Source organism: uncultured Winogradskyella sp., from assembly GCF_937958655.1.
Taxonomy (GTDB): Bacteria; Bacteroidota; Bacteroidia; order Flavobacteriales; family Flavobacteriaceae; genus Winogradskyella.
Map to the genome: position 1 here is coordinate 25,539 of NZ_CALGNH010000018.1, position 24,665 is coordinate 50,203.

Here is a 24,665-nt window from a genome sequence, read left to right on the forward strand (position 1 = left end):
GTTGTTAGTTGTTAGTTGTTAGTTGTTAGTTGTTGTTTTTGGTTAATTTTATCTAAAATCTAAAATCTAAAATCTAAAATCTAAAATCTCATGTCTCATCTCTTTCAGCTACTCTTTTCCTGCCGAAAGCAAGTTAGCAAATAATCGGTATGCGCCAGAGACTCCAGCTGGGAATTCCCTAAAAAAACTTAAACCTGTATAGATATAATTGCCTTTTCCGTATTTAGCGACGAGCAAACTCCCTTGTTTTGAGGTTTCTCCTTTATCCCTCATTTCTAAAAGCGGAGTAAATTCTTTAGCCCATTGATTTGGGAAATATAAACCACGTTCTTGCACCCAGCCATCAAAATCCTTTTGGGTTATTTTATTTGGAAAATTAAGAATGGGATGATTTGGGTCTAAAATTGTTACTTCTGCAGTTTCGTCTGTTACCCTGTCTCTAGATAGTTGCAAGTCGTATGGTGCAATAGTATTAGTTTTTAGACGACGGCTAGTGTTATATTGCACTATCATATTGCCACCATTCTTTACATAATCTAAAAGAAACTTTTGTTTAAATTTTAGTCCATCTAAGATGTTATAAGCCCTTATGCCTATAACTATTGCATCAAAATTTACAAGATTCTCTGCTGAAATTTGCTCAGGTTTTATGATAGTGACATTATATCCTATTTGACGCAGACTTTCAGGTACAACATCACCTGCACCTTCAATATAACCAATGTTATTACCTCGTTTTTCAATATCTAAGCGCACTACTTTGCTAACGCTAGGCATTAAAACACTTTGGTAGGGTATGTGTGCGTAATCTATTTCTATAAGCTCGTCTGTGTAGAATTGACCGTTAAGATTTACCATTGGTGTAATTAAACCTTCGCTTTGCTCCTTTGGAGGAATAACAGTAAAGACTAATTTTTGTATGTCTCCTTTATTTACGATTTCAATTTTTTGTTTTTCAGGATAAACGCTCCAATCGTTAGGGTATGCCATTTGTACGAAGCCCTCAATAGCGTCTCGACCAGCTTTTACTGTGATTTCTATTTCCTTTTGTTCAGTATTTTCAAAAATGAATACTTTGTCAGTGATACGTGCAGATACTGGTGGAATGATTTCAAAAGGTCTATATAATTCACCTTTATCTGGTTTAGAATATCTGTAAATTACAGGTTTGGTTATGGTAATAGGTGTTTTATCGATAATTAAATTGAAGTCTACAAAAACTGCTCTTGGTGTTTCGGGTAGTCCTATGAGCTCTTGGTCTTTAACATGATACATGCCTAAGGTGCTTTGTTTGTTTAGCCAATAAGGAGCAGTGTAATCCATGTCTTTAGGAATGGTGATGCCTTCTTCAAAATTCAACTTTTGATTTTCTGGCATGTCCATACTTTTTAGAATTCCGATTTCTAATGTTGATGGTTGATAAGATTCTAGTATAATCTTGGCGCTACTGCGATTTAATGCTTCAATTTTTAGATTTAAAGTAGAATTTGGTGCCGAAGTAGGTAAGCTCGCAGAAGCTTCTAAATATAGTCCAGCACAAGCCTCTATAATAGTTTTAAGTTCTTTTGATTTAATGGTTTTCCAATGCTCATCTTTCACCATTTGCAGCAGTTTATAGGCCATTAAAAGCTGAGGTAGGTGCGCCGCAGGATTCACGAAATTAAAATCCTTTTCAATCGCGTTTAAAATGTTCCCGACTACTTGTCCGCCTTCAACTCGGTTCCAAGACGTGTCAATACCAGCAAACATATTATTACTGCCATCTAAAGGCTCACCTTTTAAAAGTTCGATGTATTCGTCTTGAGTACCACGTGTGGTTAATCTGCCAAAACCTTGGCAGAGGTGCTGACTGCTTGCTAAGGAAGCCACTTCGTTATTAGATAAACCTTTAGTTGGGTAATACACACCAATATCAAAATTAAGCATATTGCTTTTATCTGCTTGTTCAAATTTTTCTCTACTACCATAAAACCACCAAGAGGTATTAAAGAATAAGCGTTTTGGTTGCCATGTTTCTGTTAGATTTAATTGCGATGCGTATTTGGTGGCATCGCTTGCCAAATCAAAAGCTTCTATACTTAACATGGCTGATGCTGTGTGATGTCCGTGTGTTCTTCCTGGTGTTCGGTGGTCAAAACGATTTATGATAACATCTGGTTTAAATTGCCTAATAGCCCAAACTACATCAGAAAGTACGTCGTCTTTATTCCAAATTTCTAAGGTTTCATTTGGGTGTTTTGAATAGCCAAAATCATTAGCTCTCGTAAAACGTTGTTCGCCACCATCAACTCTACGAGCAGCAAGCAGCTCTTGTGTTCTTATAACACCAAGTAGTTCTCTTAGTTCTGAACCAATAAGGTTTTGGCCTCCATCGCCGCGTGTTAACGACAAATAAGCTGTGCGTGCTTTTACCTCGTTGGACATGTAAGAAATTAACCGTGTGTTTTCATCATCTGGGTGCGCTGCTACATAAAGTACTGAGCCTAAAACATTAAGTTTTTGAACGGCTTCATAAATTTCAGACGAATTTAGTTTTTTGGGTTGTTGTGCTTGTAGCGATACTATTGTGCTTAATAGTAGTAATAGGCAGAGTTTTATATGGTGCATTTTTATTTTAGTTAGTTGCATTTCAAATATAAAAAAGATATGTGCTAAAGTTTTTGTTTTTTGTTTTGTTTAACGTTGAAGAAGCTGTACGTTTTATGCTTACTATTTTCGCAACAAATCTTTACAGCCATTTCTTTCGTTTGAAGTAAAAAATTAAACTGATAAAAAGAATGAGCATAACGCCTAAAAGCACAAAATAACCGTATCGGTATTTAAGCTCTGGCATGTATTCAAAATTCATTCCGTAGAGCCCAGCTAAGAAGGATAAAGGAATAAAAATGGAAGACATTATAGTAAGAACTTTCATAACTTCATTCATCTTATTACTAATGGTAGTCATGTACATATCCATTAAACTCCAAATCATTTCTCGATAAATATCTATATTTTCTGATACTTGAATTAAATGGTCGTAAATATCTCTGTAATAAGTGATTGTACGTTTGTAAATTAATGTACTTTCGCTTTTTTCAATACGGTTAATAATCTCTCTTAATGGAAAAATAGCACGTCGTACTTTTAAAATTTCGCGCTTTAATTTTTGTACATCTATATTAACGTTTTCTCTGGCATTACCAGTAAATAATTCGGTTTCTAAATCTTCAATTTTATTGCCTAATGTTTCTATAATGCTAAAATAATTATCTACAACAGCATCGATTAAGGCATACATTAAATAATCGGATTTTAAGTCGCGTATTCTGCCGTTAGAATGACGCAAACGCTCGCGAATAGTACCAAAAACATCACCCTCGGATTCTTGAAATGTGTGGACATAATTTTTTCCTAGCACAAAGCTAACTTGCTCAATTACAATATCCTCATTAGCATCGTAATACAACATTTTTAAGACAACGAATAAATAGTTGTCGTACTCATCTATTTTGGGTCTTTGTGTGGTGTTAACAATATCTTCTAGAACTAAAGGGTGTAGGTCGTATTGTTTTCCTATGTTTTCAATTTTGTCCGTATGTTTTAAACCGTCTATATTAATCCAAGTAACAGAGTCTGTTTCTTTATAATCTGAGGCTTCGTCAATTTTTAAAAGAATAGATTCTTCTATCTTATCCTTGGTGTAATCAAAACATTCTACTTGAAAATCTTTATCAGATTTTTCCCCTGTATATATTAATGTGCCTGGGACTTGTCCAATATGTTTTTTAGATGCTGCAATACGCTTTTTTTTAGTTTTATTTCGTACCATTTTTAGAGGGTTTTGTTATGGTCTGTAAAATCGTCTAATGCTCCTTTTTGAATTAGCGTTACTGCTTTCTGTAGAATAAGGTTATTAGGATAAGTTACTAAGTCTCCATTGTCTTCTCTTAGAATGAGCTGAAAAGCTCTAATGTCTTCTATAATGACTTCTAGAGGGTAATCTTTATCGTGTATTTTAATTTTATCTCCCACTTTATACGGAAATGAAAAAAACATAATAACACCAGAGGTTACATTACTAAGAATAGACCAAATTGCAAAAAGCGCAATGCCAATAACGGCAAAAACAGATGAAAATACTAAGGTAATTTCTTGTGTTCTAAAACCAAGTATAAATGCTTCAAGAAGTAAGGCTATGAGTATTAAGGTTACTGTGGCATAACGACCAATAAGATTGGCTCTGGCTTCAGTAGTTCCACTTTTTTTACCAATCTTTCTTACTGTAAAAACAATAGTGGATCTTATGATGAGTAATACAATCAGAAGAATAATTGTATTTATAATTTCTGATTGATGGTTTTCAATAAAATTAGACATAGTAACGCTGGTTGGTCAATAACAAATATAGCGCAATCTATTGTAATTTTAATACACCTCTTAATTGCTCATCTGCATTACTATTCTTGCTCCAATAAGCGGATTTAATGGATTCTAATCTTGTAGCTTTAGTTGTTACTATTTCATCAGAAGAGCCGGAGCCAGGCTTTGACGTTTCTTGCCAACTGTATATTTCATAAGGAAAATCAGAATTAAATTCAATGTTTAATGATCTATTTAGTTCTGGGTAATTTAAGGTGTAGTTGCCATTTTTTAGTTTAGCGTTGGCAGTGTAGGCTTTTATGGGCTTATGTTTTAGTCTTGTAAACTCTAGCGATGGAACGATTTTAAAGGTGCCAGTTGGTAAACTTTTAGGATCGATACGCAGTTTGCTCCAAAGTTCGTTTTCTGTCCAAGTTTTTGCAATATTGAAGTTTTGATCTGCTTCATTTTGAAAGTAAGAGTGTGCCATTACTTCAAAATCATCACGATTATTAAGTTGCGCATATACATGGCCACACCACTCTTGTATAGAAGCTGAAGCTTTGAGTAAATGTTGGTTGTTAGAAACGGGAAAAAACGTACTTTGCATTATGGAATAGGGATAGATCCCAGTATTAAAATTCTTGGTAGTATTGAGCTTTAAGACAGGAATATTGTCTGGGCTATAATTATCGGCCTTAACCTGCTTTTCTGTTAAAAAATCTTCGGTTACAAAAACCATAACGGCTTTGCCTTCTCGTATTTCTCCATAGCGTGCTTGCTCTAATTTGTAGGATGTGATTTCTGCTTTGCCAGCATACCAGTAGTCCTTAAATTCTTTTGATAGTTGTTTTTTTGGTTGTGCGAGTTCTTCTTTTGGTTGTGAAAAAGCTAATTCATTTTGGTTTTTGGACGTGTTTTCTTTGCAAGACATTGCAACTGTAAGTATGCACAGGGCGCATAAAAAAACAACTGCTCTTATGGACTTGTTCATTTTTAGATTTTTTTTATAAAAATACGAAGTAATTATCCGTTTGTAATGTTAATTAACGTTTCGTAAAGTAGGTGCGTGGGTAAGCCTACAACATTGTTGTAAGATCCCTCAATGTTTGTAATTGCGATGGCTCCAATCCACTCTTGTATACCATAAGCACCAGCTTTGTCTAATGGTTTGTAGGTGTTAATGTAGTACCTTATTTCTTGATCCGTGAGTGCTTTAAACGTTACTTTTGTAGTTGTATTGACTAGCCTTTGCTTACTCTGATGTGTAAAACAAATAGATGTCATTACATGGTGCGTTTTATTGCTCAACGCCTTTAGCATTCTAAAGGCGTCGACTTCATCTTTTGGTTTTGCAATTGCTTTATTATCTAACCAAACTATGGTGTCGCTTGTTATTAAAATATCAGCTGGCTTTAGTTTGTCTTTAAAGGCTTCAGATTTAAGTTTAGCAAGAACATCTGTGATTTCGGTACCTTTTAAATGGTTTGGGTAAATTTCTTCTACAGGATGAAGCCTAACTTCAAAATCTATATTCATGGCTTTTAAAAACGCATGGCGTCTTGGTGATGCAGAAGCAAGTATGATATGGTATTTTTTTAATTTTTCGTTGAGCATTTTATTTTAAAATATACGGATAAAATAATAGGGATAATATACCTGTGAGCATTACCAGTTTTAGCACCAAGCTAATGTGTTTGTAATCGGCTTTATATTCTGCGTTAAATAATTTTATAGTAATGTAGAGTAGTGGTGCAATGACAAATATTAGGAAATAACCTACTAATAATTGTTGCTTAAAAAGGTTTACTATGACGTAATAGGTGACCGTAAATAATGGTATTAGAGATACTATACTGACAATTTTTGTGGTACGCGCTCTTCCTAATACAATAGGTAGTGTTTGTATTTTGGTTTTATGGTCGCCATCAATATCTTCAATATCTTTTACAAGTTCTCGTAAAAAATTAATGATGAAAGCAAAAATAGCGTAGTCTAATATGAGTTTAAAAAAGAAAATTTGTACTGCTCTATTAGAGGGTGAAATAACGGGTAGTAATTCAAAAACACCAACTAATAAAACGCTCAAAGTCACCACTAATGAAATTACAATGTTACCAACTAAAAGGATCTGCTTAAGATATGACGAATACATGTAGAGTAGTGCTGAGGCTATGAAGAATATAACAAAATAACCAGATTTGTCTATACCATTAGAGAGATAAAATCCTAACCCAACACCTATAATATTTAATATTATAAATAAATTTAGAGCGACTTTTTCAGAAATGTGTTTGCTTATAATAACTTTAGTAGGTCTGTTTATTTCATCGGCTTTTATATCGTAAATATCATTAATAACGTAACCAGCTGCGGCAATACAAATCGTAGCGAAAACAAGTAGAAAAAATGCTAATGGTGTTAAGGCTGTTTCTACGCCATGACTTTCATAAAATGGCAAAAGCAATGCGTATTTAATTAGGATCTGCACAAGGGCAATTATTAGCAGGTTTTTATAACGGATAAGATTAAGGAAATGAATCATTAATGGATTTACGATTTTTAGATTTTTTAGAATTATGATATGCTAACTACTACGAGCTGAATACTGAAAACTAGTCATACTTAGCATTAAAATTACCATTCCATTTGCCTTGTACTTTTAAGACCTGCTCTATAACATCTCGTACAGCACCTTTACCACCATTTTTATGAGAAATATATTTTGAAATTGATTTTATTTCTGGTACTGCATCTTGCGGACAGCATGGTAAACCTACCAATGCCATTACAGGATAATCTGGGATGTCATCTCCCATGTAGAGTACTTCGGATGGTTTAATTGTGTTTTTACTTAGAAACTCGTTAAGTTGTTCAATTTTATTATGAGCGCCTAAATAAATGTCTTTTATACCTAATCCTGCTAAACGTTTACGTACACCCTCGTTTGAGCCTCCAGAGATAATACACATTTTAAAACCTGCATCAATAGCAATTTTAAGTGCAAATCCGTCTTTAACGTTCATTGTTCTTAGTAGTTCGCCATCAGTATTTACGGTTACCGAACCATCGGTTAAAACACCATCTACATCAAAAATAAATGTGGTGATTTGGGATAAGTATTCTTTGTAACTTTTAGTATCGTCCATTAGTGTTTTGTTTTATTAGGCTTTCTGTTTTTTAAAATGCCATGCGTTTTTTTGATTGAAGCGGTTAATAATTCGTAAAGCGATTTATGCGCTTCTGATTCTATTAATTTCAGGTGACGTTTTATGGTCTTTTTGTCATTCCGTTTTGCTGGGCCTGTCTGCGCCATATAAGGTGACATATCTTGTACCTTTTTTGCGGTCTCTAAAATCAGAGGTTTTAAAATATCGAAATTAATACTTTTGGCATCGCTGATTTCGTGTGCAATTCTATATAATTGATTGGTGAAATTATTTACAAAAACTGCAGATAAATGTAAGGTCTGTCGTTGTTCGGTATTAATTTTATAAGGTTGGCAACCCAGCGTTTCAGCTAGAGTTTTCATAAACTGAAGATTACCTTTTTCTGTAATCTCAATACAAATTGGGATTTGGCTAAAGTCTAATGTTGCATTCTTAGAAAAGGTTTGTAATGGATAAAATACAGCCCGTTGGTTTTTCTTATCCAAATCATGAATAGAAACACTACCAGATGTATGAGCAACCAAACGATTTTGAAATGGTAAATTACTAGACAATTTAGAAATGCTATCATCGCTTACGGCAATAATGTAAATGTCAGCTTCTTTTAATTGTGCTAAATCATTAATAGTTTCAGTTTCATTAGCGTAGGAAGAAATAGCACTATAAGTGCGATTATACCATTGCTTAACAAAAGTGCCATCTGCTTTTGTAAAGGCTTTATATAAATGTGTGGCGACGTTACCCGCACCAAGAAGTACAACTGAAATCATGTTGTAAAAATAGTAAGAATTAGATTAAAAGAATAACTTTGAATTATGCCTAAAACTGATATAAAAAATAGGGACGATATTTTGAGATTAGTTACTCAATTTTATACCAAAGTGAGAGCAGATGATGTGCTTGGCTCTTTTTTTAATAAACGCATAAAAGATTGGGATACGCACCTAGACCAAATGACTACCTTTTGGGAATCGAGCTTGTTTTTAAAAACAAAATATTATGGCGATCCTGTAGCGGCTCATGTAAAGCTTGATGCAGAATATAATAACGGTATTACAGAACTTCATTTTGGGCTTTGGCTAAATCTTTGGTTTCAAACGATAGACGAATTATTTGAGGGCGACTATGCAAGGAATGCCAAACGACGTGCTCGTAAAATGGGATCATTTTTGTATCTAAGCATTTTTGAAGCTAGATGTTAGAAGTTAGTAGTTAGAAGAGAGATTAGAGAAGGGAGAATAGTAGTTAGAATGACCTATTATAATATATTGTAAATATTAGTTAAACATAAATTAACAGTAAATAACAGAAATGAAACTCATAAAAGAATTTAAAGAATTTGCAGTAAAAGGAAATATGATGGATATGGCCATTGGTATTATTATTGGCGCTGCATTTAACAAAGTTATAGATGTCTTGGCCAAACAAGTTTTATTACCACCATTGTCTTTGTTGTCTGATGGTGTTAATTTTCAGGATAAGAAAATAGTATTACGAGATGCTATTGTTGATACTACAGGAGCCATAAGTACAACTGAAGTAGCAGTAGCTTATGGTGCCTTATTTGAGGTATTCTTAGATTTTTTAATTATAGGCTTTACTGTTTTTATTGTGGTCAAAGCTATGAATCGTTTACGTAGTAAAGCACAAGATACCAAAGACGAAACGGTAGTAACACCAAAAGATATACAGTTACTGTCAGATCTTAAGCAACTTATGGAAGAACAAAATGAATTACTGAAAGCTAAAGTTTCAAAATAATTGAAAATATGCTAACATTTTTTAACCCTATTTGAGGGTTAAAAATAAAAAACAAAATCATCAAAAAGCCTTATCTTTGCACGAGCTTAAAATAGGCCAAATGCTATGCAAAAGAAAATTCTAAATTTCCTGTTCTCTACTAAGCTAACAGCTGTATTATTTATCGTTTTTGCCATTGCTATGGCCACCGGAACTATTCTCGATAGAAATATGGAGACCTCACCAACTCCTTACACCAGAACATTAATTTACAATGCTTGGTGGTTTGAAACTATTATGGTACTTTTTATGATAAATTTCATCGGAAATATTGGTAGATATAGACTCTGGCGAAAAGAAAAATGGGCTACGCTTATTCTGCATTTAGCATGGATCCTAATTATATTAGGTGCTGCAGTAACCCGTTACATCGGCTATGAAGGCATAATGAATATAAGAGAAGGAGCTACAGAAAGTCAATTTCGTTCGCAAAAATCATATATCAGCGGGCGTATATTAGGCGATTATAAAAAAGACGGTCAATTACAACAACGAAATATTTTAGAAGAGGTTGATTTTTCTCCACGATTAGATAATAATTTTAATAAAACTTACGACTATGGTGGTACTGCAGTTAATTTTAAACTTAAAAAATTCATTAAAGGGGCAGAAAAAGAAGTTATTCCAGATGATAATGGAGAAAGTTATTTAAAAGTAGTTGAAGCTAGCGAGGGTAAACCTCACAATCATTTCTTAAAACTAGGCCAAGTCTCTAAATTGCATAACATACTTGTATCCTTAAACAAAGAGCAAGCAGGAGCCATTAATATTACAAATACCAAATTTGGTCTTTTTATTAAATCGCCATTTGAAGGAGAGTATATGACTATGGCAACTGGCGCCACAGGTAAGCTTGTAAAAGATAGTTTACAGCCATTAATTTTAAGATCTAGATATGTCATCGGAGATATGCAATTAGTGTTTCCAGACCCTGTAGTAAAAGGTGTTTTTGATATTGTAAAGAAGCCAACCTTTTTAAAAGGAGATGAGAGTGGTGCTGTATTAGATGTAAGCGTTAATGGTGAAACTAAAAGCGTTAACCTTCTTGGTGGTCCTGGCGCTTATCCTAGTATTGAAGAGGTTAATGTTGGTGGCTTAGATATAGCCTTACGTTACGGGTCTAAATTAGAACAATTACCCTTTGAGATTAAGCTCAACGATTTTATTGCAGAAAAGTATCCAGGCACAGAAAAAGCCTATTCTTCATACGAAAGTAAAGTCACTGTTTTAGATAAGGAACAAGGAGATTTTGATTATCATATCTACATGAATAATATTTTGGATCATAGAGGGTATCGCTTTTTTCAAGCGAGTTTTGATCCTGATGAAAAGGGAACCATATTATCCGTAAACCATGATCGTTGGGGCACCTACATAACTTATGCAGGCTACATTATGTTGTATATAGGTTTAATGGCAATATTGTTTGCAAAACATACCCGTTTTGATGATATAAGAAAACGCCTTGGTAAGATAAAAGCTAAGAAAGCAGAGGTAATGGGTATAATCGCTTTATTGATTAGTTTTTCTGGTTTTTCGCAACAGTCTTTAGCTAATGATGACCCTGCAAAACTAAAGGAAGAAAAAGTCTCTAAAGTTCAGTTAGATTCGGTATTAAAAGCAAATATTACACCTAAAGAACACGCCGATAAGTTTGCTAAAATGGTGATACAAGATTATAGTGGTCGTATGATGCCTATACACACATATGCTTCAGAAATGCTTCGTAAAATTAGTAAAAGCGACACTTATGAAGGCTTAGATGCGACACAGATTTTTTTGTCTATACAAGAAAGTCCAATGCTATGGTACAATATGCCAATTATTTACTTAACTCCACGCAAGGCAGATAGTATTAGAACCATTATAGGTATAGATAAAAGTCAAAAATATGTAAGTTTATTAGACTTTTTTACACCAGACGGACGCAATAAATTAGGACCATACTTAGAGGACGCCTTTAGTGCTAATGTTGTTGGTGGGTTTTCAAAAGAAGTACAAAACACGTATGGGCGCTTAAGCTTATTATCTGACGCTATTGAAGGACGGAATGTTAAAATTTTCCCGGTACCTAATGATGAGAATAATAAGTGGATTTCAGCTTTTGAGTATAACCAAGATGATTATACCAGTAAAATAAAGGATTCGTTATATCGCGGCTTTATAAGCAAGGGGTTTAATTATTATTTAATGACGCTTAATAACGCAAAACAAACAGGCAACTTTGCAAATGCTGATAAACTCTTAAATGATATTAAGTTAACCCAGCAAAAACTTGGCGCTGAGGTTATGCTTTCCGATGAAAAAGTAGAGTCCGAAATTCTTTACAACAAGTATGATATTTTTAAGAAGTTATTTAGTTGGTATATGTATGCTTCTGCTTTATTGTTTGTTTTAATTATAATTCAAATTTTAAATTACAAATCCAAATGGCTAAAAATAGCTATTAATATTCTTATAGGTGTTGTCTTAGTTTTATTACTACTACATACCGTAGCTTTAGCCTGGCGTTGGTACTTGTCTGGGCATGCTCCTTGGAGTGATGCTTATGAGTCTATGATATATGTAGCTTGGTCTACTATGCTGTTTGGCTTTATAGCTGGCATTAGTAAAAGTTATCATAAAAATAATAAGACTAGTACCGAAAAAGTAAGTAAGATTAGGGTCTCTAGCCTTACAGTGGCTGCAAGTGCGTTTATTACATCAATGATTTTAATGATTGCACATTGGAATTGGATGGATCCGGCAATTGCCAATTTAGAACCTGTACTACAAGGGTATTGGTTAATGATACATGTCTCTGTTATTGTTGGGAGTTATGGACCTTTAGCATTAGGTATGATATTAGGGGTTGTAGCTTTATTACTTATGATATTTACAACAAGCTCTAATAAAACCCGAATGGATATTAACATTAAAGAGTTAACTATTATAAATGAAATGGCGCTAACGGTTGGCTTAGTTATGTTAACTATAGGTAATTTCCTTGGTGGTATGTGGGCTAACGAAAGTTGGGGACGTTATTGGGGCTGGGATCCTAAGGAGACTTGGGCTTTAATAAGTATTATGATTTATGCTTTTGTAATCCATATGCGACTTATCCCAGGCCTACGTGGCCGTTGGTTATATAATCTAATGTCTGTATTAGCGTTTGGCAGTGTGTTAATGACCTATTTTGGTGTTAATTTTTATTTGTCAGGCTTACATTCTTATGCTAGCGGAGATCAAATATTAAGCTTTCAGTTTATAGCAATAACAATAGCTGTTATAGCTGTAATAGGAGCCTTAGCATTGAGGAAATATAGGGTACATTATAAATAATCCTTTAAATTATTAGAATTTTTTATAACTTCATAATCTCAAACTAACCATCATTAATGAATAGTTACTTCAAAAAATTAGGAACACCAAACCTATTTATGCTCATTTTGTGTGCTGTAATAATCCTGGTTGCTGAATATTTATTTTTAACCGGAGATCAATTGCACGGCATATTTGTTGGCCTTTGGGCGCCAACATTACTTGGTGTAATGATTTACTTAAAACTTGTAGATCATGATGGCAGATGATGTTATATTATGGTTTTCAGTTATAGTTATTGTTTTAGTAGCTTTATGGGCTGTACTAATGATTAGAGCTTATAATAAAGCGACTAGGAACGATTGAGTCTCTTTCTTTTAGTATTTTTATTTTCTTTAGACTAACACTTTTATAAATAAGGTTGTTTGGTATATTCTCACTATTTTTATACTTCATTTAATTAGGATTTATGGTTAGTAAAAGATTAGGTTTAAATACTATTTGTACGCATGTTGGTGAGATTAAAGATGAACAATTTAAAGGTGCGGTTTCTCCTATCTATTTAAGTTCATCCTACGAATTTTTAGATGTGGATGTAAAGCGTTATCCACGCTATTTTAACACTCCCAACCAAGACTATTTGTCAAAAAAAGTTGCTGCTCTCGAAAATACTGAAGCTGCTATGATTTTTGGCTCTGGTATGGCGGCAATAAGCCACATGTTTCTGGCTTTTTTACAAAAAGGAGACCATTTGGTGGTGCAGAATACCTTGTATGGTGGCACTGTAAATTTTATAAAAGAAGAATTTCATAAATATGGTATTGAGTATACGTTTACCAATGGATATAAAGTTGAAGACTTTGAAGAAGCAATTCAAAAGAATACCAAATTAATTCATATAGAATCTCCATCTAATCCTTTATTAACAGTAACAGATATAAAGGCTATTGCCGACTTGGGTAAATCCAAAGGGATTTTAACATCAATAGATAATACCTTTGCATCTCCAGTAAATCAAAATCCGATAGACTTAGGCATAGATATGGTGATGCATTCGGCTACAAAATACTTTGGTGGTCATAGCGATATATGCGCAGGGGCAGTGGCAAGTTCACAACAATACATAAATCGTATCTGGAATGTGAGTAAAAATCTTGGTGGTAGTTTAAGTGATATGACCGTTTGGATGTTAGAGCGTAGTATGAAAACGTTAGGATTACGAGTAAAAGCACAGACCAAAAATGCCATGAAATTAGCAAAGTGGTTAAATAAGCATCCAAAAGTTAATAAAGTGTATTACCCAGGGTTAAAGTCGCATCCCGAATATGAATTATCAAAATCACAGATGAAAGGTTTCGGCGCTATGTTATCTTTTGAGCTTACAGAAGATTTAGACGCCTACGAGTTTCAAAAATCTTTACACTTAATTAAATCCTCAATGAGTCTTGCAGGTGTAGAAAGTACAGTTATCTCACCGCATCTAACGTCCCATGCATTACTAACATCAGACGAACGACAACAAGTTGGTATTAGCGATCAATTACTAAGGTTTTCAGTAGGGATAGAAGACGTTAAGGATTTAAAACGTGATATTAATATTGCAATTGATAAAATTTCAAAATAATGAAGTTAGATGTATTAGCTATAGGTGCGCATCCAGATGATGTAGAATTAGGTTGCGGAGCAACGCTTGCCAAAGAAATTGCCAATGGTAAGAAGGTAGGAATTATAGATTTAACGCGTGGTGAATTAGGCACTCGTGGCACTGCTGAGACCAGAGATGAAGAGGCGTTTAACGCAGCTAAGATCCTAGGTGTTCATTCAAGAGTTAATTTAAGATTTTCTGATGGTTTTTTTAAAAACGATAAGGCACATCAGATTGAACTGATAAAAATGATTCGTTTTCATAAGCCAGAAATTGTGCTTTGTAATGCTATAGATGACCGTCACATAGACCATGGAAAAGGGAGTCAATTGGTAAGTGATGCTTGTTTTCTTAGTGGATTACGCAAAATTGAAACAGTTCATAGTGATAAAAATGTTTCACAAGAGACCTGGAGACCAAAGGCAGTGTATCATTACATACAGTGGAAAGACCTAAAACCAGATGTTGTAGTTGATGTTTCTGGATTCATAGATAAAAAAATGGAAGCCGTATTGGCCTATAAAACACAATTTTTTGATCCAAATAGTGATGAGCCAGAAACACCAATATCTAGTAAAAACTTTACGGACAGCATTGCCTATAGGGCTCGAAATTTAGGACGATTAATCGGTGCAATACACGGAGAAGGGTTTTCTGTAGAGCGGTATCCTGCGGTAAATAGTTTGTTTGATTTAAAATAAGTAAAGAAAACCTTTTGCAGAAATTTGTAAATAATTTACATTTGCAGTCCTAATTAAAAACGGTGGTTGTAGCTCAGTTGGTTAGAGCGCTGGTTTGTGGTACCAGATGTCGTGGGTTCGAGTCCCATCTTCCACCCAAATTCTTTTAATTTCAAAAAGCGATTCTCTCTAAGAATCGCTTTTTTAGTATAACAGTTTCTAATGTTATTTTTGGTACAGTATGTCTTCTTTAATTATTATGGATCATTTCAATTTTTTTTAAACTATAACATAAGTTTCAAACGCATTAAAGGACGTTAAGACAATAACATAAGTATACAAGTATCACCTCGGTTGTAAAGTATGTAACATCTGCTTAAAACTTAGAGATAATGGTCTTTTAGCATAGCCAACGCATGTTAATATCATTCGTGTTGCACCGTCTTTGGTAATCATCGATGATGAGTTGTTAGGTTGTGTATTTATAATTAATAATACGTTGAAAGAATTTGATTACTAATTTCTATTGTAAAAAAAACCACGCATTTGCGTGGTTTTTTTTGATAAGTTAGACTTTTATTTATCTACAGCCTGCTTTTTCTGCGGCATCATAAATTTGCTGCATTTGTTCTGCAGTTATACTCGGATTATCTTTAAACATTTCTATATACCAATCAAAGAATGTACAAGGGTTAAGGTTTATCCATATAAATATAGTAAGGCCAATAAACGAAATTATTAAAGAAACAATGGCAAAAATTCTAGCTCCTTTAATTGCAGAACCGTTACTGTATTCCTCTGGGTTGGCGTTATATTTCTTTTGCTCTTTATTGGCAATTACTATAGCTATAATTGCTGTAATTGTTCCTATTCCGTAAGCACAGCAACATAATATCCCTATTACAGATAAAATATAAACTGCCGTTGTGTTAAGTTTTTGCATAAATTAAATATATTTATTAGTAAAATTTTAAAATAAAATTAATAACTACGGTAATTAGTGTTAATATCGCTAACCCAAGCTTAAGTTTTTCACTGTGCTTAATTTTAAGCACACAATCAAAAATAAGAAAAACAAAAAGAATTAACATAGGATATATTGCAGGATACATATAAAAGGCATCAATAAATTCTCCTCTAATGATATGTGCCATAGATCGCTGAATGCCACAACCCATACAATCTATACTGATTGTTTTTTTCCAAAAGCATGGAAGCATATAATCTTCTAAGTCTTTTATGAGTAAAAGCATAGAGCGAATTTACATATTTGTTAAATATCAGCCTTGTAAAATAGCTTCAAATCTTATTTTTGTATAAAATATTGAAATTATGAATATATCTAGAACTATCAATTATGTTTTTATTTTAATAGGTGGTGGCACGGCGTTATATGCCCAAGCAGGTGCAGAACAAAACAAATATTTACTTATTGGAGGTGTCATAATATTAATAGTAGGAATTTACAGAACATCTCGTAACATACCTAGTAAGTATGATGAAGATGCAGAAGAATTAATGCAAAATAAATCTTTTGATAATGAAAATTAATAAAGGCGACCTTGTTGAAACCTTAGATGATGACATCATTGGTGTTGTAACTGCAATTAATGGAAGTACAATTACTATTAAGGATAACTCTGGCTTTACCTTTGCATTTGAAACACATGAATTAATGAAATCTGCAAAAGGTGATGCCATTGATAGCGCTATTTACAATTCGGATTTTGAGGCAGTTATAAAAGAGAAAGAATCTAAAAAACGAAGAGCAGTGCCAACCTCTAAGGCTAAAGAGCGTCATGCTCCTAAGTTTGAAGTTGATCTACATATTCATCAACTAACAGATTCTACCAAGGGTATGTCTAATTTTGATATGTTGAATCTACAGTTAGATACAGCAAGACGGCAATTAGAATTTGCTATACGTAAACGCATTCCTAAAATGGTGTTTATCCATGGAGTAGGAGAAGGAGTACTTCGCCAAGAGTTAGAAACCATGCTTGGCAGATACAATAACGTACAGTTCTATGATGCCGATTATAAAACCTATGGCCTAGGTGCCACAGAAGTAAAGATTTTTCAGACTAAATAACGCTCAATCCTTCTATGGTTCTGTGATTGTTATCTCATAAATTAAATCACCAAAATCTAATTCTTCAGAAGATAAAATTTCAAGATTAAAATTAATAATAGCAAAGGATGCTCTTATGGTTCGGTTAAACTGATTACCCGTTGTTAAGCCTGGGAATGGATAAGGAACAGCTTCTAATTCATTAAGGTAGTGTGGTACTAATTCTCCTTGAGTATTAGTATTAACATCATTTGTAGGGTTCATATTACCGTCTTCATCCTCTTCAGCTGTAGGTATGCCGTCTCCATCATCATCAATATCTAAATAGTTGGGACTGTTATCTGGGTTTAAATTGCTATTAGCATCCGTATTTAAAGGGTTAGTTGTAGGGTCGCCATCGCCATCTAAATCTTCTGTATCAATTTCAAAACGAGTGGGAACATTATCGTTATCATCATCTTGGTCTTGGTAATCTGGTATGCCGTCACCATCCCAATCTTGTGCATTAGAATAGAGACCATTTTCATCTGGTTCACCACGTCCTTCAAGATCTGAAGGAATGCCATCTCCATCGTCATCGTCTACCGTAACATTTATAACTATGGTACCATCGCTGGCCTCATAATCTTCTTGTACAATAAGGTTTGATGGTGTTATTGGCTCACAAAGCTCTTGGTTGTCTATGGCTCTATTATAAGTTCTATAAATAAAACGAGTAGTACTGCCATTTATTGGAAGTTCTAAAGGAGCACCTGGTACAGTATTTTCAACAAATGGTAGATCTTGGTTTGTTCCTCTGGGAATAATAATAGAGAGGGTTTCGTTAGGATCTTCTCTAGTATCGTAAATTAAAAATGAGTCTATATTGTTATCGCAAAACTCTAGATCTCCCTCAAACTCTAAGTTAACAGTAATAATATCTCCATCATCGCACCTTGTAAATAGGATAAGAGCAAAGACGGCAAAAAAACGACGAATCATAATATCAATTTTCAACAAAAATAACGGATTTGTAAAATTATAACGTTGCATTGTCTAAATAATTTTATTTATAATATTTTTGTTTTATGAATAAGGTATACTTAGATAATGCAGCAACGACAAGGCCGAGAGTTGAGGTGGTAGAAAAAATGTCCGAGGTTTTATTAAAATCTTTTGGTAATGCGTCTTCTACGCATAGTTATGGCCGTTCTGCTAAAGTGCTACTAGAGCAATGCCGAAAGAATATTGCGAATTATTTTAACACTTCAGCTTCAGAAATTGTTTTTACTTCTGGCGGTACGGAGGCAGATAACTTAGCACTTCGTAGCGCTGTGAGAGATTTAGGCGTTACCGAGATTATAACTTCAAAAATAGAACACCATGCCGTTTTACATACAGCCGAACAGTTAAAAAACGAATACGACGTTAAACTAAGTTTTGTAGAATTAGAAAACGATAGTACCGTTAATTATTTGCATTTAAAAGCTTTGTTAGAAAAATCTGATAAACCTATGGTTAGCTTAATGCATGTTAATAATGAGATAGGGACTATTTTAGATATTGAAAAAGTAGCTCAATTATGTAAAGAATACAATGCGCTATTTCATTCTGATTGTGTGCAGTCTGTAGGGCATTTTAAATTAGACTTAAGCACAACGCCAATTGACTTCATAGCTGCAAGCGCACATAAATTTCATGGTCCTAAAGGTGTTGGTTTTTGTTATGTAAGAAAAGATTCTGGGCTTAAACCCTTAATTTATGGAGGTGAGCAAGAGCGTGGTTTTAGAGCAGGAACCGAAGCTATACATAATATTGTTGGTATGGATATTGCCTTAAAGTATGCCTACGATAAACTAAATGAAGAACAACAATACATAACACATTTAAAGACTTATTTTATACAGCAACTCAAATCCAAGATTTCTGGAATTCGATTTAATGGAGTTTGCGAATATGATAACAAAAGTACATTTACCCTTATTAATATCGGTTTACCAATAGCACCAGAAAAAGCAGCTATTCTGCAATTTCAGTTAGATTTAAAAGGTATTGCCTGTTCTAAAGGCAGTGCATGCCAGAGTGGTAGTACACAACAGTCTCATGTTTTAAGTGAACTTGTAGATGAGAATCAATTGAATATGCCTTCCGTTCGGTTTTCATTTAGTATCTACAATACTAAGGACGAATTAGATTATGTTGTTGGTGTGTTAAGCGAGTTTGTTAATTCTTAACCAATATTTTTTCAGAGATGGTAGCATCATTGAGTGCAATATTTACAATATAAACACCATCGCTTAAATTTGCTGTAGATAGCTTGTATTTACTTTCAGTACGCTTAACCAACTTTTTGCTAATACGCTTACCATTTATATCAATAATCTCAATGGTAGCAACGTTTAGGTAGTTAGGATTATTGACGTGTAACTCTTGTGCACCATTGTCTTGCCTTATTGTTAGTGCATTGTCCTCTGCAAAATCTTCCAAAGTTAGAGTAGTCGCTTCTGCAAAAACAATTTTAAAACGGTTGGTGTAATTATTAGGATCAATAGTTAATTCGTAGTTCTGATCTCTTAAATTATTGTAGGTGTCTGTTTCTGTATCATATATAAATATGGGCTGATTTTCTTCAAAATTTTGAATATCAAAAATTCTAAAGCGAAGTGTTTGTTGGGCTTCAATATCAACAATGACTGGTATAATTAGCGTTTCATTAAAAGGATAAGCTAGCCCAGAAAAAGACTTATTATTTAATGTAAAATAGACATCTGAAGGGTAATTTGATGCGCGAACTAATTCTAAACCGCGATCAAAACCTGCAGTGGCTGAGTCATGAAAATTTAGTACAACTTGTCTTGTATATTCAGCTTCATTAACTGTAAAATCTACATTAATTCTAAAGCGTTTATAATCTTCAGGAACTAACGATAACCCATTGTCTTGGTAGGCTATATCCGTATCATCAGAGCGTCTGGTGCTATTACCACTTCTAAAGAAAAAACTATTTGAGCCTTCAATTTCGTAAGCCCTATGTGAATTCTTAGCAAAAACAGTTCCGGTAGAGCCGGTCTCACCTTTTACCATAAAGCCTTGTCCTATAGGTATATATCTACCTGCTGATTTTACTCCATCTTGCGGAGTGCCTAAAGCAAAGGTATTATCTTGTTCATCGTAAGTATTAAAAACTGCAGGTGTATCGGTAATTACATCTCCTGCAACATTGATTGTAAAAGTATAGTATCCACCAACATAATCTCTTAGTACATGCGAATTAATGGTGCCGTCTTGTTCCCAATAATATAAGCTCCCATCAATTGCATTTACATTGTCTACGTCGTGAATGTACGCAGCAGCATCCATAGCGCTAGGATAGGGATTTCCTACAAGTGTAAATAAACCATCGGCTACTGAGTTACCAATGGTACCACTATTTGGTTTACCTCTAAAGTCGTAGGTCTGGTTTCCTGTTGTGGCTGTACCAATACCTTTCATTGTATAACCTAAGCCAGGGGCTATATCGTTGGTACTACCTACAAAAATCCAATTACTATAAGAACCTGACGATACAAAGGCATATAGCCAGCGATTTGATATCACAAGCGGAGAATTAGCGCCTTCAAAATTATTTGTAAACCCGCTATTTTGGCTATCAATAGGACTTGCTGTTGCTAGTAAAGGGTCATCGGTTTGATTTACCCTAAACGCATTATTACCAAAATTATTAACTAATATTCCTCCAACAGGAGAACACCAATAATTGTAAGACCATTGATTTGTTGTACCATCTTGGTAAACACTAAGTTCACCAATACCACTATTACCAGTGGTACCGTCGCCTTGTATTAGTTGTCCGTCACTTCTTAAATATATTTTTGAATCTGCTTCATTAAGATTTACATCATCTTTTACAAATACAATTTCATCGTTAACATAGATATAAGCATTATTACGTACACTAAGCTGTGCAGAAATTAGTGACACAAATCCTAAAAGTAAACAAGTAATTGGGGCTCGCATTTAGGTATTTTTAAAATGGATGTAATTTTTAAAATAACATTGCAATATAGAAAAAGTAGTACTTTTAACATTGAATTTTCACCTTTAATCGATGAAAAGCATATTTCTGTAACAGAATACCCCAAATCTACTTTATAATGAAACATGCAATCACCGCTTTGTTTTTTTCGTTGTATTCAGCATAGAAGCACAGGTTGGTATAGGAACAACAAACCCTGATGCCTCTTCAATTTTAGAATTATCATCTAGTTTCCAAGGTTTATTAACACCCAGAATGACTTCTGGTCAACGTGTTGCTATTGCCAGTCCTGCGGCGTGTTTATTAGTTTATGATACAGACTTAGATGCCTTTTATTACTATACTTCGGGAAATTGGACCTATTTAAAAGGTAGCTTAGTACGAGATAATTATAAATTGGTAAAATCTATTGCAGATTTAAGCGATGAGCTTGCTGCAGGCGATGGTACTCAAAATGTTTTAAATTCTTCATTTTTGTATGGAATTAATGGAAGTGCATCAATAGCTCAAGTTAGTTTTGATGGTATTGGAATTAATGTAAATCCTTACACAGTGGGTGCTTATACCAATTTTAATTTTACTAACGATTGGTATGTGGAATCTCAGGGTATTCCATGAGAAACGCATGGCGTTGCCTCGGGTAATTTTTATTTCAACGGTAATTTTGTAACTGGTTTTGTGCAAACTATAGCTAACGAAACGCCAGTAGAGTTTCAAGTTAATGAGTCGTTTAATGCAAACAGTTTATTTATAATTTCTGCCGCTGGCGGAGCCTATAGGTTAACTTATGAAGGGAACTAGGAAAGGGAATTTAAAATAAACGTATCTCTATCTTCTAGAATAGCTAATGCTGCTAAAGATTTTTATGCTCTTATCATTGCTAAAAATGGTACTTTGGTTACCGAATCTAATTCGGTAGTTTATATAGATAACGATCTTCAAATACAAAATATAGCACTCAATGCCAAGGTAAGTTTAGATAATGGCGATTTTATATAAGTATTTATTCAAAGATTAACAGGTACAGGAACCGATACCGTAGTAATTTTTTCTAAAAATCTCAGTATAAGATAATACATTTAAAATCTAGCAGATAATCTAAGATTAAATACCCTAGGAGTTAAGAAGTTTGGAATTGCAAATTGGCGCTTGCTATATACATCTCTAACCCAAGTATTGGTTATTGTATTTTGGTTATTAAACATATTATAGATTTCAAAACCGAGTGCTAATTCTTTAAATTTCTTTTTCCAGCCTGTATTATACGTTTTGGTAGGGTTAACTAACTCTAACGAAATACCTAGATCTGCACGTCTATAATCTCGTAACCGTATTTGAAAATCGTAAGGATCAGCATAACTTGGTGATCCACCAGGTACACCTGTATTATATACTAAATTAAGGTACATCTTTAAATGGGGCATATTAGGCACATAATCTTGAAACAGTGCACCAAATTTTAATCGTTGATCTGTTGGTCTTGCAATAAAGCCTCTATTGTCTATATTTTCTTCGGTCTTTAAATAACCAAAACTAAACCACGATTCTGTACCAGGAACAAATTCACCATTTAAACGCATATCTAAGCCATAAGCATAAGCTACAGCATTATTTTGTGCTCTGTATCGAATTCTGACGTTTTCTAAAGTGTAAGGATTAACATCGCTTAAGCCTTTATAATAGGCTTCAGTAACAAGCTTAAATGGTCTGTCCCAAATATTAAAGCTATACTCATTACCCACAACAATATGATAGGACTTTTGGGCTTTTACATTGGGTTGAACCACACCAGAGGAATCTCTTAACTCTCTGTAAAATGGTGGTTGGTGGTACAAACCACCTGCAACTCTAAATAACATGTCTTTATCCCAATCTGGTTTAATTGCAAATTGAGCTCTAGGGCTAATTACAGCTTGAGAATTGCGCTGAATGTTTTCTCCACTTATTGTCCAACGATGTGCTCTAACACCAACATTGTAAAACACTTCGTTATAACCTAATTGGGTACGTTTACTATATTGCGCAAAAGCTTGCAGACGATCAATCTTAACTTTATTTAGTGCTCTTATATTTTCAAAAGCCGTTAATGGGCCGTTAAAAGGCTCGTAAGGTTGCTCATTTGGTAGGTTAAAATTGGGTGGACGTATAGAAAAACCAGCAGAATCAATTATTTCGTATTCAACCAGTCGGTCTCTAATATCCTCGTGCGTGTATTTTACAGACCATTCTAATGTACTCTCTTCGTCAACTTTATAGTCTCCTCTGTGCTCTGTGTTAACTATAAAGGCATCCAAATTATTTCGAGCGTGTGTTAGTTGAGAGCCAATGCCTTCACTAAATTCTACTTCACCTAAGTCTTCATCTCCTATATTGGTATTGACTTCGCCTAAACGATATTGCGCCAAAATATCAAAATACTCTTGCTCAGTTGTGTGGTATGCAGACCCAATAAACTTTAATGTTAAGTTTTTATTAGCAAAATAATTGGCTTTTAAAGCCCCAAAATAAGTTTGATAAGCATCTTCTTCGTTACCTTCATAAAAAACCAAAAGGGCTATAGGATCTTGTAAAGTTCCAAAATTAGTTTGTCTATTTTCAGGTTGAAAGTTATACTGGTTTAGGGATACGTTTCCTAAAAAGTTTAATTGAAACTTATCTGAAAATCTATAGGTTAAATACGTTTGAGCATCAGCAAACACAGGTTCTACATTACCTTCCGTTTCTAGATTGTTTAAAATGAGACTATTATCTCTGTAGCGTACGCCTGCAATACCTGAGAATTTACCGTCTTTAGAAATTGTTTCTGCGGCAATACTTCCGCCGAGCAAGCTTAAGTCTGTTCTTATGCCAAAACCTACTGGATTTCGGTAAGTAATGTCTAAAACAGAAGAAAGTTTATCTCCGTACTTAGCTTGGAATCCACCAGCTGAAAAATCCACATTTTGAACAAGGTCTGTATTAACAAAACTCAATCCTTCTTGGTTACCAGAACGAATTAAAAAAGGTCTGTATACTTCAATTTCGTTAACATATACTAGGTTTTCATCAAAATTACCACCTCTTACCGAATACTGTGTACTCAATTCATTAGATATATTTACTCCAGGTAGTGTTTTTAATATATTCTCTACACCAGGCTGAGCACCTTTTATAGTTCGTATTACATTTGGAGAAATAGTGGTTACGCCATCTACAGATTGCCTTGTGTTAGAATTAATTACAACAGTTGCTATTTGTTCTGCTTCAACTTTCATTATAGGGTTAAACTCTAACTCTTGCCCATTCTTTAGTTTAAATTTTTGCAATATTCGACTGTGACTTATGTGTGTAAACTCTAGGGTTATTTCTAGATTCGAAGGTATTTTTATTTCGTAAAATCCATTACTATTTGTGGCAGTGCCTTCTCCAGAAGAGGATTTTATATTTACGTTTTCTATAGGCTTATTTTGTGCATTAAGAATAACACCTCTAATTGTTGCAGATTGCGAAAAAGAATGCGCACTAAAAAGTAAGCTTAAAAGTAGAAAGAGTTGTAGTCGTTTCAAGTATTAGTTTTTTAGTTAGGATTGCTGCCGCTTTTAGATCTTTGAGTGTAAATTAGTCTCAAATTTAATGTCTAAAACCGAAGCAGTCTAATTAGTCC

General features: G+C 34.0%; 24 protein-coding genes, 1 tRNA gene and 1 pseudogene. 13 read left to right on the forward strand and 13 right to left on the reverse strand.

Annotated elements, in window-relative coordinates; genetic code table 11:
* Positions 1 to 108 precede the first annotated feature (108 nt).
* From Q0800_RS03855 to Q0800_RS03890, 8 genes are all read right to left on the reverse strand, one after another.
* Positions 109 to 2,607 carry a PIG-L family deacetylase gene (locus tag Q0800_RS03855; protein ID WP_299127799.1) on the reverse strand — a complete coding sequence of 833 codons (2,499 nt, stop codon included), beginning with the start codon at positions 2,605 to 2,607 and terminating at the stop codon, positions 109 to 111.
* Between the two features lie 121 nt (positions 2,608 to 2,728).
* Positions 2,729 to 3,811 carry a magnesium/cobalt transporter CorA gene (gene corA, locus Q0800_RS03860; RefSeq protein WP_299127801.1) on the reverse strand — a complete coding sequence of 361 codons (1,083 nt, stop codon included), beginning with the start codon at positions 3,809 to 3,811 and terminating at the stop codon, positions 2,729 to 2,731.
* Positions 3,812 to 3,813: 2 nt separating this feature from the next.
* Positions 3,814 to 4,359 (reverse strand): mechanosensitive ion channel domain-containing protein, encoded by a 546-nt coding sequence (locus tag Q0800_RS03865; protein WP_299127802.1) that lies wholly within the window; start codon positions 4,357 to 4,359, stop codon positions 3,814 to 3,816.
* Positions 4,360 to 4,396: 37 nt separating this feature from the next.
* Positions 4,397 to 5,335 (reverse strand): septum formation inhibitor Maf, encoded by a 939-nt coding sequence (locus Q0800_RS03870; protein WP_299127804.1) that lies wholly within the window; start codon positions 5,333 to 5,335, stop codon positions 4,397 to 4,399.
* Positions 5,336 to 5,367: 32 nt separating this feature from the next.
* The gene (locus tag Q0800_RS03875) at positions 5,368 to 5,958 is read right to left on the reverse strand and encodes a Maf-like protein (protein ID WP_299127806.1); all 591 of its coding nucleotides are present in this window, start codon (positions 5,956 to 5,958) and stop codon (positions 5,368 to 5,370) included.
* Between the two features lies 1 nt (position 5,959).
* Positions 5,960 to 6,886: a geranylgeranylglycerol-phosphate geranylgeranyltransferase gene (locus tag Q0800_RS03880; protein WP_299127808.1), complete on the reverse strand. Its 927-nt coding sequence runs from the start codon at positions 6,884 to 6,886 to the stop codon at positions 5,960 to 5,962.
* A gap of 70 nt (positions 6,887 to 6,956) precedes the next feature.
* Positions 6,957 to 7,490 (reverse strand): HAD family hydrolase, encoded by a 534-nt coding sequence (locus Q0800_RS03885; RefSeq protein ID WP_299127810.1) that lies wholly within the window; start codon positions 7,488 to 7,490, stop codon positions 6,957 to 6,959.
* A complete protein-coding gene (locus Q0800_RS03890) occupies positions 7,490 to 8,281 on the reverse strand; it encodes a DUF2520 domain-containing protein (RefSeq protein WP_299127812.1) in 792 nt (263 codons plus the stop codon). Before Q0800_RS03890 ends, Q0800_RS03885 begins: the two co-directional genes overlap by 1 nt.
* Before the next feature lie 45 nt (positions 8,282 to 8,326).
* On the opposite strand from Q0800_RS03890, the gene Q0800_RS03895 reads away from it, so the two are divergent.
* From Q0800_RS03895 to rocD, 8 genes and pseudogenes are all read left to right on the forward strand, one after another.
* On the forward strand, positions 8,327 to 8,713 hold the full coding sequence (locus Q0800_RS03895; RefSeq protein ID WP_299127813.1) for a group III truncated hemoglobin: 387 nt from the start codon (positions 8,327 to 8,329) through the stop codon (positions 8,711 to 8,713).
* Between the two features lie 109 nt (positions 8,714 to 8,822).
* The gene (gene mscL, locus Q0800_RS03900) at positions 8,823 to 9,272 is read left to right on the forward strand and encodes a large conductance mechanosensitive channel protein MscL (RefSeq protein WP_299127815.1); all 450 of its coding nucleotides are present in this window, start codon (positions 8,823 to 8,825) and stop codon (positions 9,270 to 9,272) included.
* A 105-nt stretch (positions 9,273 to 9,377) separates the two neighbouring features.
* A complete protein-coding gene (gene ccsA / locus Q0800_RS03905; protein ID WP_299127817.1) occupies positions 9,378 to 12,632 on the forward strand; it encodes a cytochrome c biogenesis protein CcsA in 3,255 nt (1,084 codons plus the stop codon).
* A 56-nt stretch (positions 12,633 to 12,688) separates the two neighbouring features.
* Positions 12,689 to 12,880, forward strand: a complete 192-nt coding sequence (locus Q0800_RS03910; protein WP_299127819.1) for a hypothetical protein — start codon at positions 12,689 to 12,691, stop codon at positions 12,878 to 12,880.
* A 200-nt stretch (positions 12,881 to 13,080) separates the two neighbouring features.
* On the forward strand, positions 13,081 to 14,235 hold the full coding sequence (locus Q0800_RS03915; protein WP_299127820.1) for an aminotransferase class I/II-fold pyridoxal phosphate-dependent enzyme: 1,155 nt from the start codon (positions 13,081 to 13,083) through the stop codon (positions 14,233 to 14,235).
* Positions 14,235 to 14,957 carry a bacillithiol biosynthesis deacetylase BshB1 gene (gene bshB1 / locus Q0800_RS03920; protein ID WP_299127821.1) on the forward strand — a complete coding sequence of 241 codons (723 nt, stop codon included), beginning with the start codon at positions 14,235 to 14,237 and terminating at the stop codon, positions 14,955 to 14,957. Before Q0800_RS03915 ends, bshB1 begins: the two co-directional genes overlap by 1 nt.
* A 61-nt stretch (positions 14,958 to 15,018) precedes the next feature.
* A tRNA-His gene (locus Q0800_RS03925) sits at positions 15,019 to 15,094 on the forward strand.
* A 209-nt stretch (positions 15,095 to 15,303) separates the two neighbouring features.
* Positions 15,304 to 15,456, forward strand: a pseudogene (gene rocD, locus Q0800_RS03930) (ornithine--oxo-acid transaminase); the annotation flags it as partial.
* Between the two features lie 60 nt (positions 15,457 to 15,516).
* Here the strand turns inward: rocD and Q0800_RS03935 are convergent.
* Positions 15,517 to 15,879, reverse strand: coding sequence for a CCC motif membrane protein (locus Q0800_RS03935; RefSeq protein WP_299127822.1), 363 nt, complete (start codon positions 15,877 to 15,879; stop codon positions 15,517 to 15,519).
* A gap of 16 nt (positions 15,880 to 15,895) precedes the next feature.
* Entirely contained in the window at positions 15,896 to 16,189 is a 294-nt protein-coding gene (locus Q0800_RS03940; protein WP_299127824.1) for a DUF2752 domain-containing protein, read from the reverse strand.
* Between the two features lie 79 nt (positions 16,190 to 16,268).
* Between Q0800_RS03940 and Q0800_RS03945 the strand changes: the two genes are divergently transcribed.
* Together Q0800_RS03945 and Q0800_RS03950 are read left to right on the forward strand one after the other, a co-directional pair.
* Positions 16,269 to 16,487, forward strand: coding sequence for a hypothetical protein (locus Q0800_RS03945; protein WP_299127825.1), 219 nt, complete (start codon positions 16,269 to 16,271; stop codon positions 16,485 to 16,487).
* On the forward strand, positions 16,477 to 17,028 hold the full coding sequence (locus tag Q0800_RS03950; protein WP_299127827.1) for a Smr/MutS family protein: 552 nt from the start codon (positions 16,477 to 16,479) through the stop codon (positions 17,026 to 17,028). Before Q0800_RS03945 ends, Q0800_RS03950 begins: the two co-directional genes overlap by 11 nt.
* A gap of 12 nt (positions 17,029 to 17,040) precedes the next feature.
* Here Q0800_RS03950 and Q0800_RS03955 read toward each other — a convergent pair whose 3' ends face one another.
* On the reverse strand, positions 17,041 to 18,039 hold the full coding sequence (locus Q0800_RS03955) for a hypothetical protein (protein ID WP_299127828.1): 999 nt from the start codon (positions 18,037 to 18,039) through the stop codon (positions 17,041 to 17,043).
* 35 nt (positions 18,040 to 18,074) lie between these two features.
* On the opposite strand from Q0800_RS03955, the gene Q0800_RS03960 reads away from it, so the two are divergent.
* Positions 18,075 to 19,220 (forward strand): cysteine desulfurase family protein, encoded by a 1,146-nt coding sequence (locus Q0800_RS03960; RefSeq protein ID WP_299127829.1) that lies wholly within the window; start codon positions 18,075 to 18,077, stop codon positions 19,218 to 19,220.
* Here Q0800_RS03960 and Q0800_RS03965 read toward each other — a convergent pair.
* Entirely contained in the window at positions 19,210 to 21,003 is a 1,794-nt protein-coding gene (locus tag Q0800_RS03965; RefSeq protein WP_299127830.1) for a T9SS type A sorting domain-containing protein, read from the reverse strand. The genes Q0800_RS03960 and Q0800_RS03965 overlap by 11 nt on opposite strands.
* A 274-nt stretch (positions 21,004 to 21,277) precedes the next feature.
* Here Q0800_RS03965 and Q0800_RS03970 point away from each other — a divergent pair, with 274 nt between their 5' ends.
* Together Q0800_RS03970 and Q0800_RS03975 are read left to right on the forward strand one after the other, a co-directional pair.
* Entirely contained in the window at positions 21,278 to 21,640 is a 363-nt protein-coding gene (locus tag Q0800_RS03970; protein WP_299127831.1) for a hypothetical protein, read from the forward strand.
* Positions 21,641 to 21,700: 60 nt separating this feature from the next.
* On the forward strand, positions 21,701 to 21,823 hold the full coding sequence (locus Q0800_RS03975; RefSeq protein WP_299127832.1) for a hypothetical protein: 123 nt from the start codon (positions 21,701 to 21,703) through the stop codon (positions 21,821 to 21,823).
* 278 nt (positions 21,824 to 22,101) lie between these two features.
* Here the strand turns inward: Q0800_RS03975 and Q0800_RS03980 are convergent, their stop codons facing one another.
* Positions 22,102 to 24,567 (reverse strand): carboxypeptidase-like regulatory domain-containing protein, encoded by a 2,466-nt coding sequence (locus Q0800_RS03980; protein ID WP_299127833.1) that lies wholly within the window; start codon positions 24,565 to 24,567, stop codon positions 22,102 to 22,104.
* Between the last annotated feature and the right edge of the window lie 98 nt (positions 24,568 to 24,665).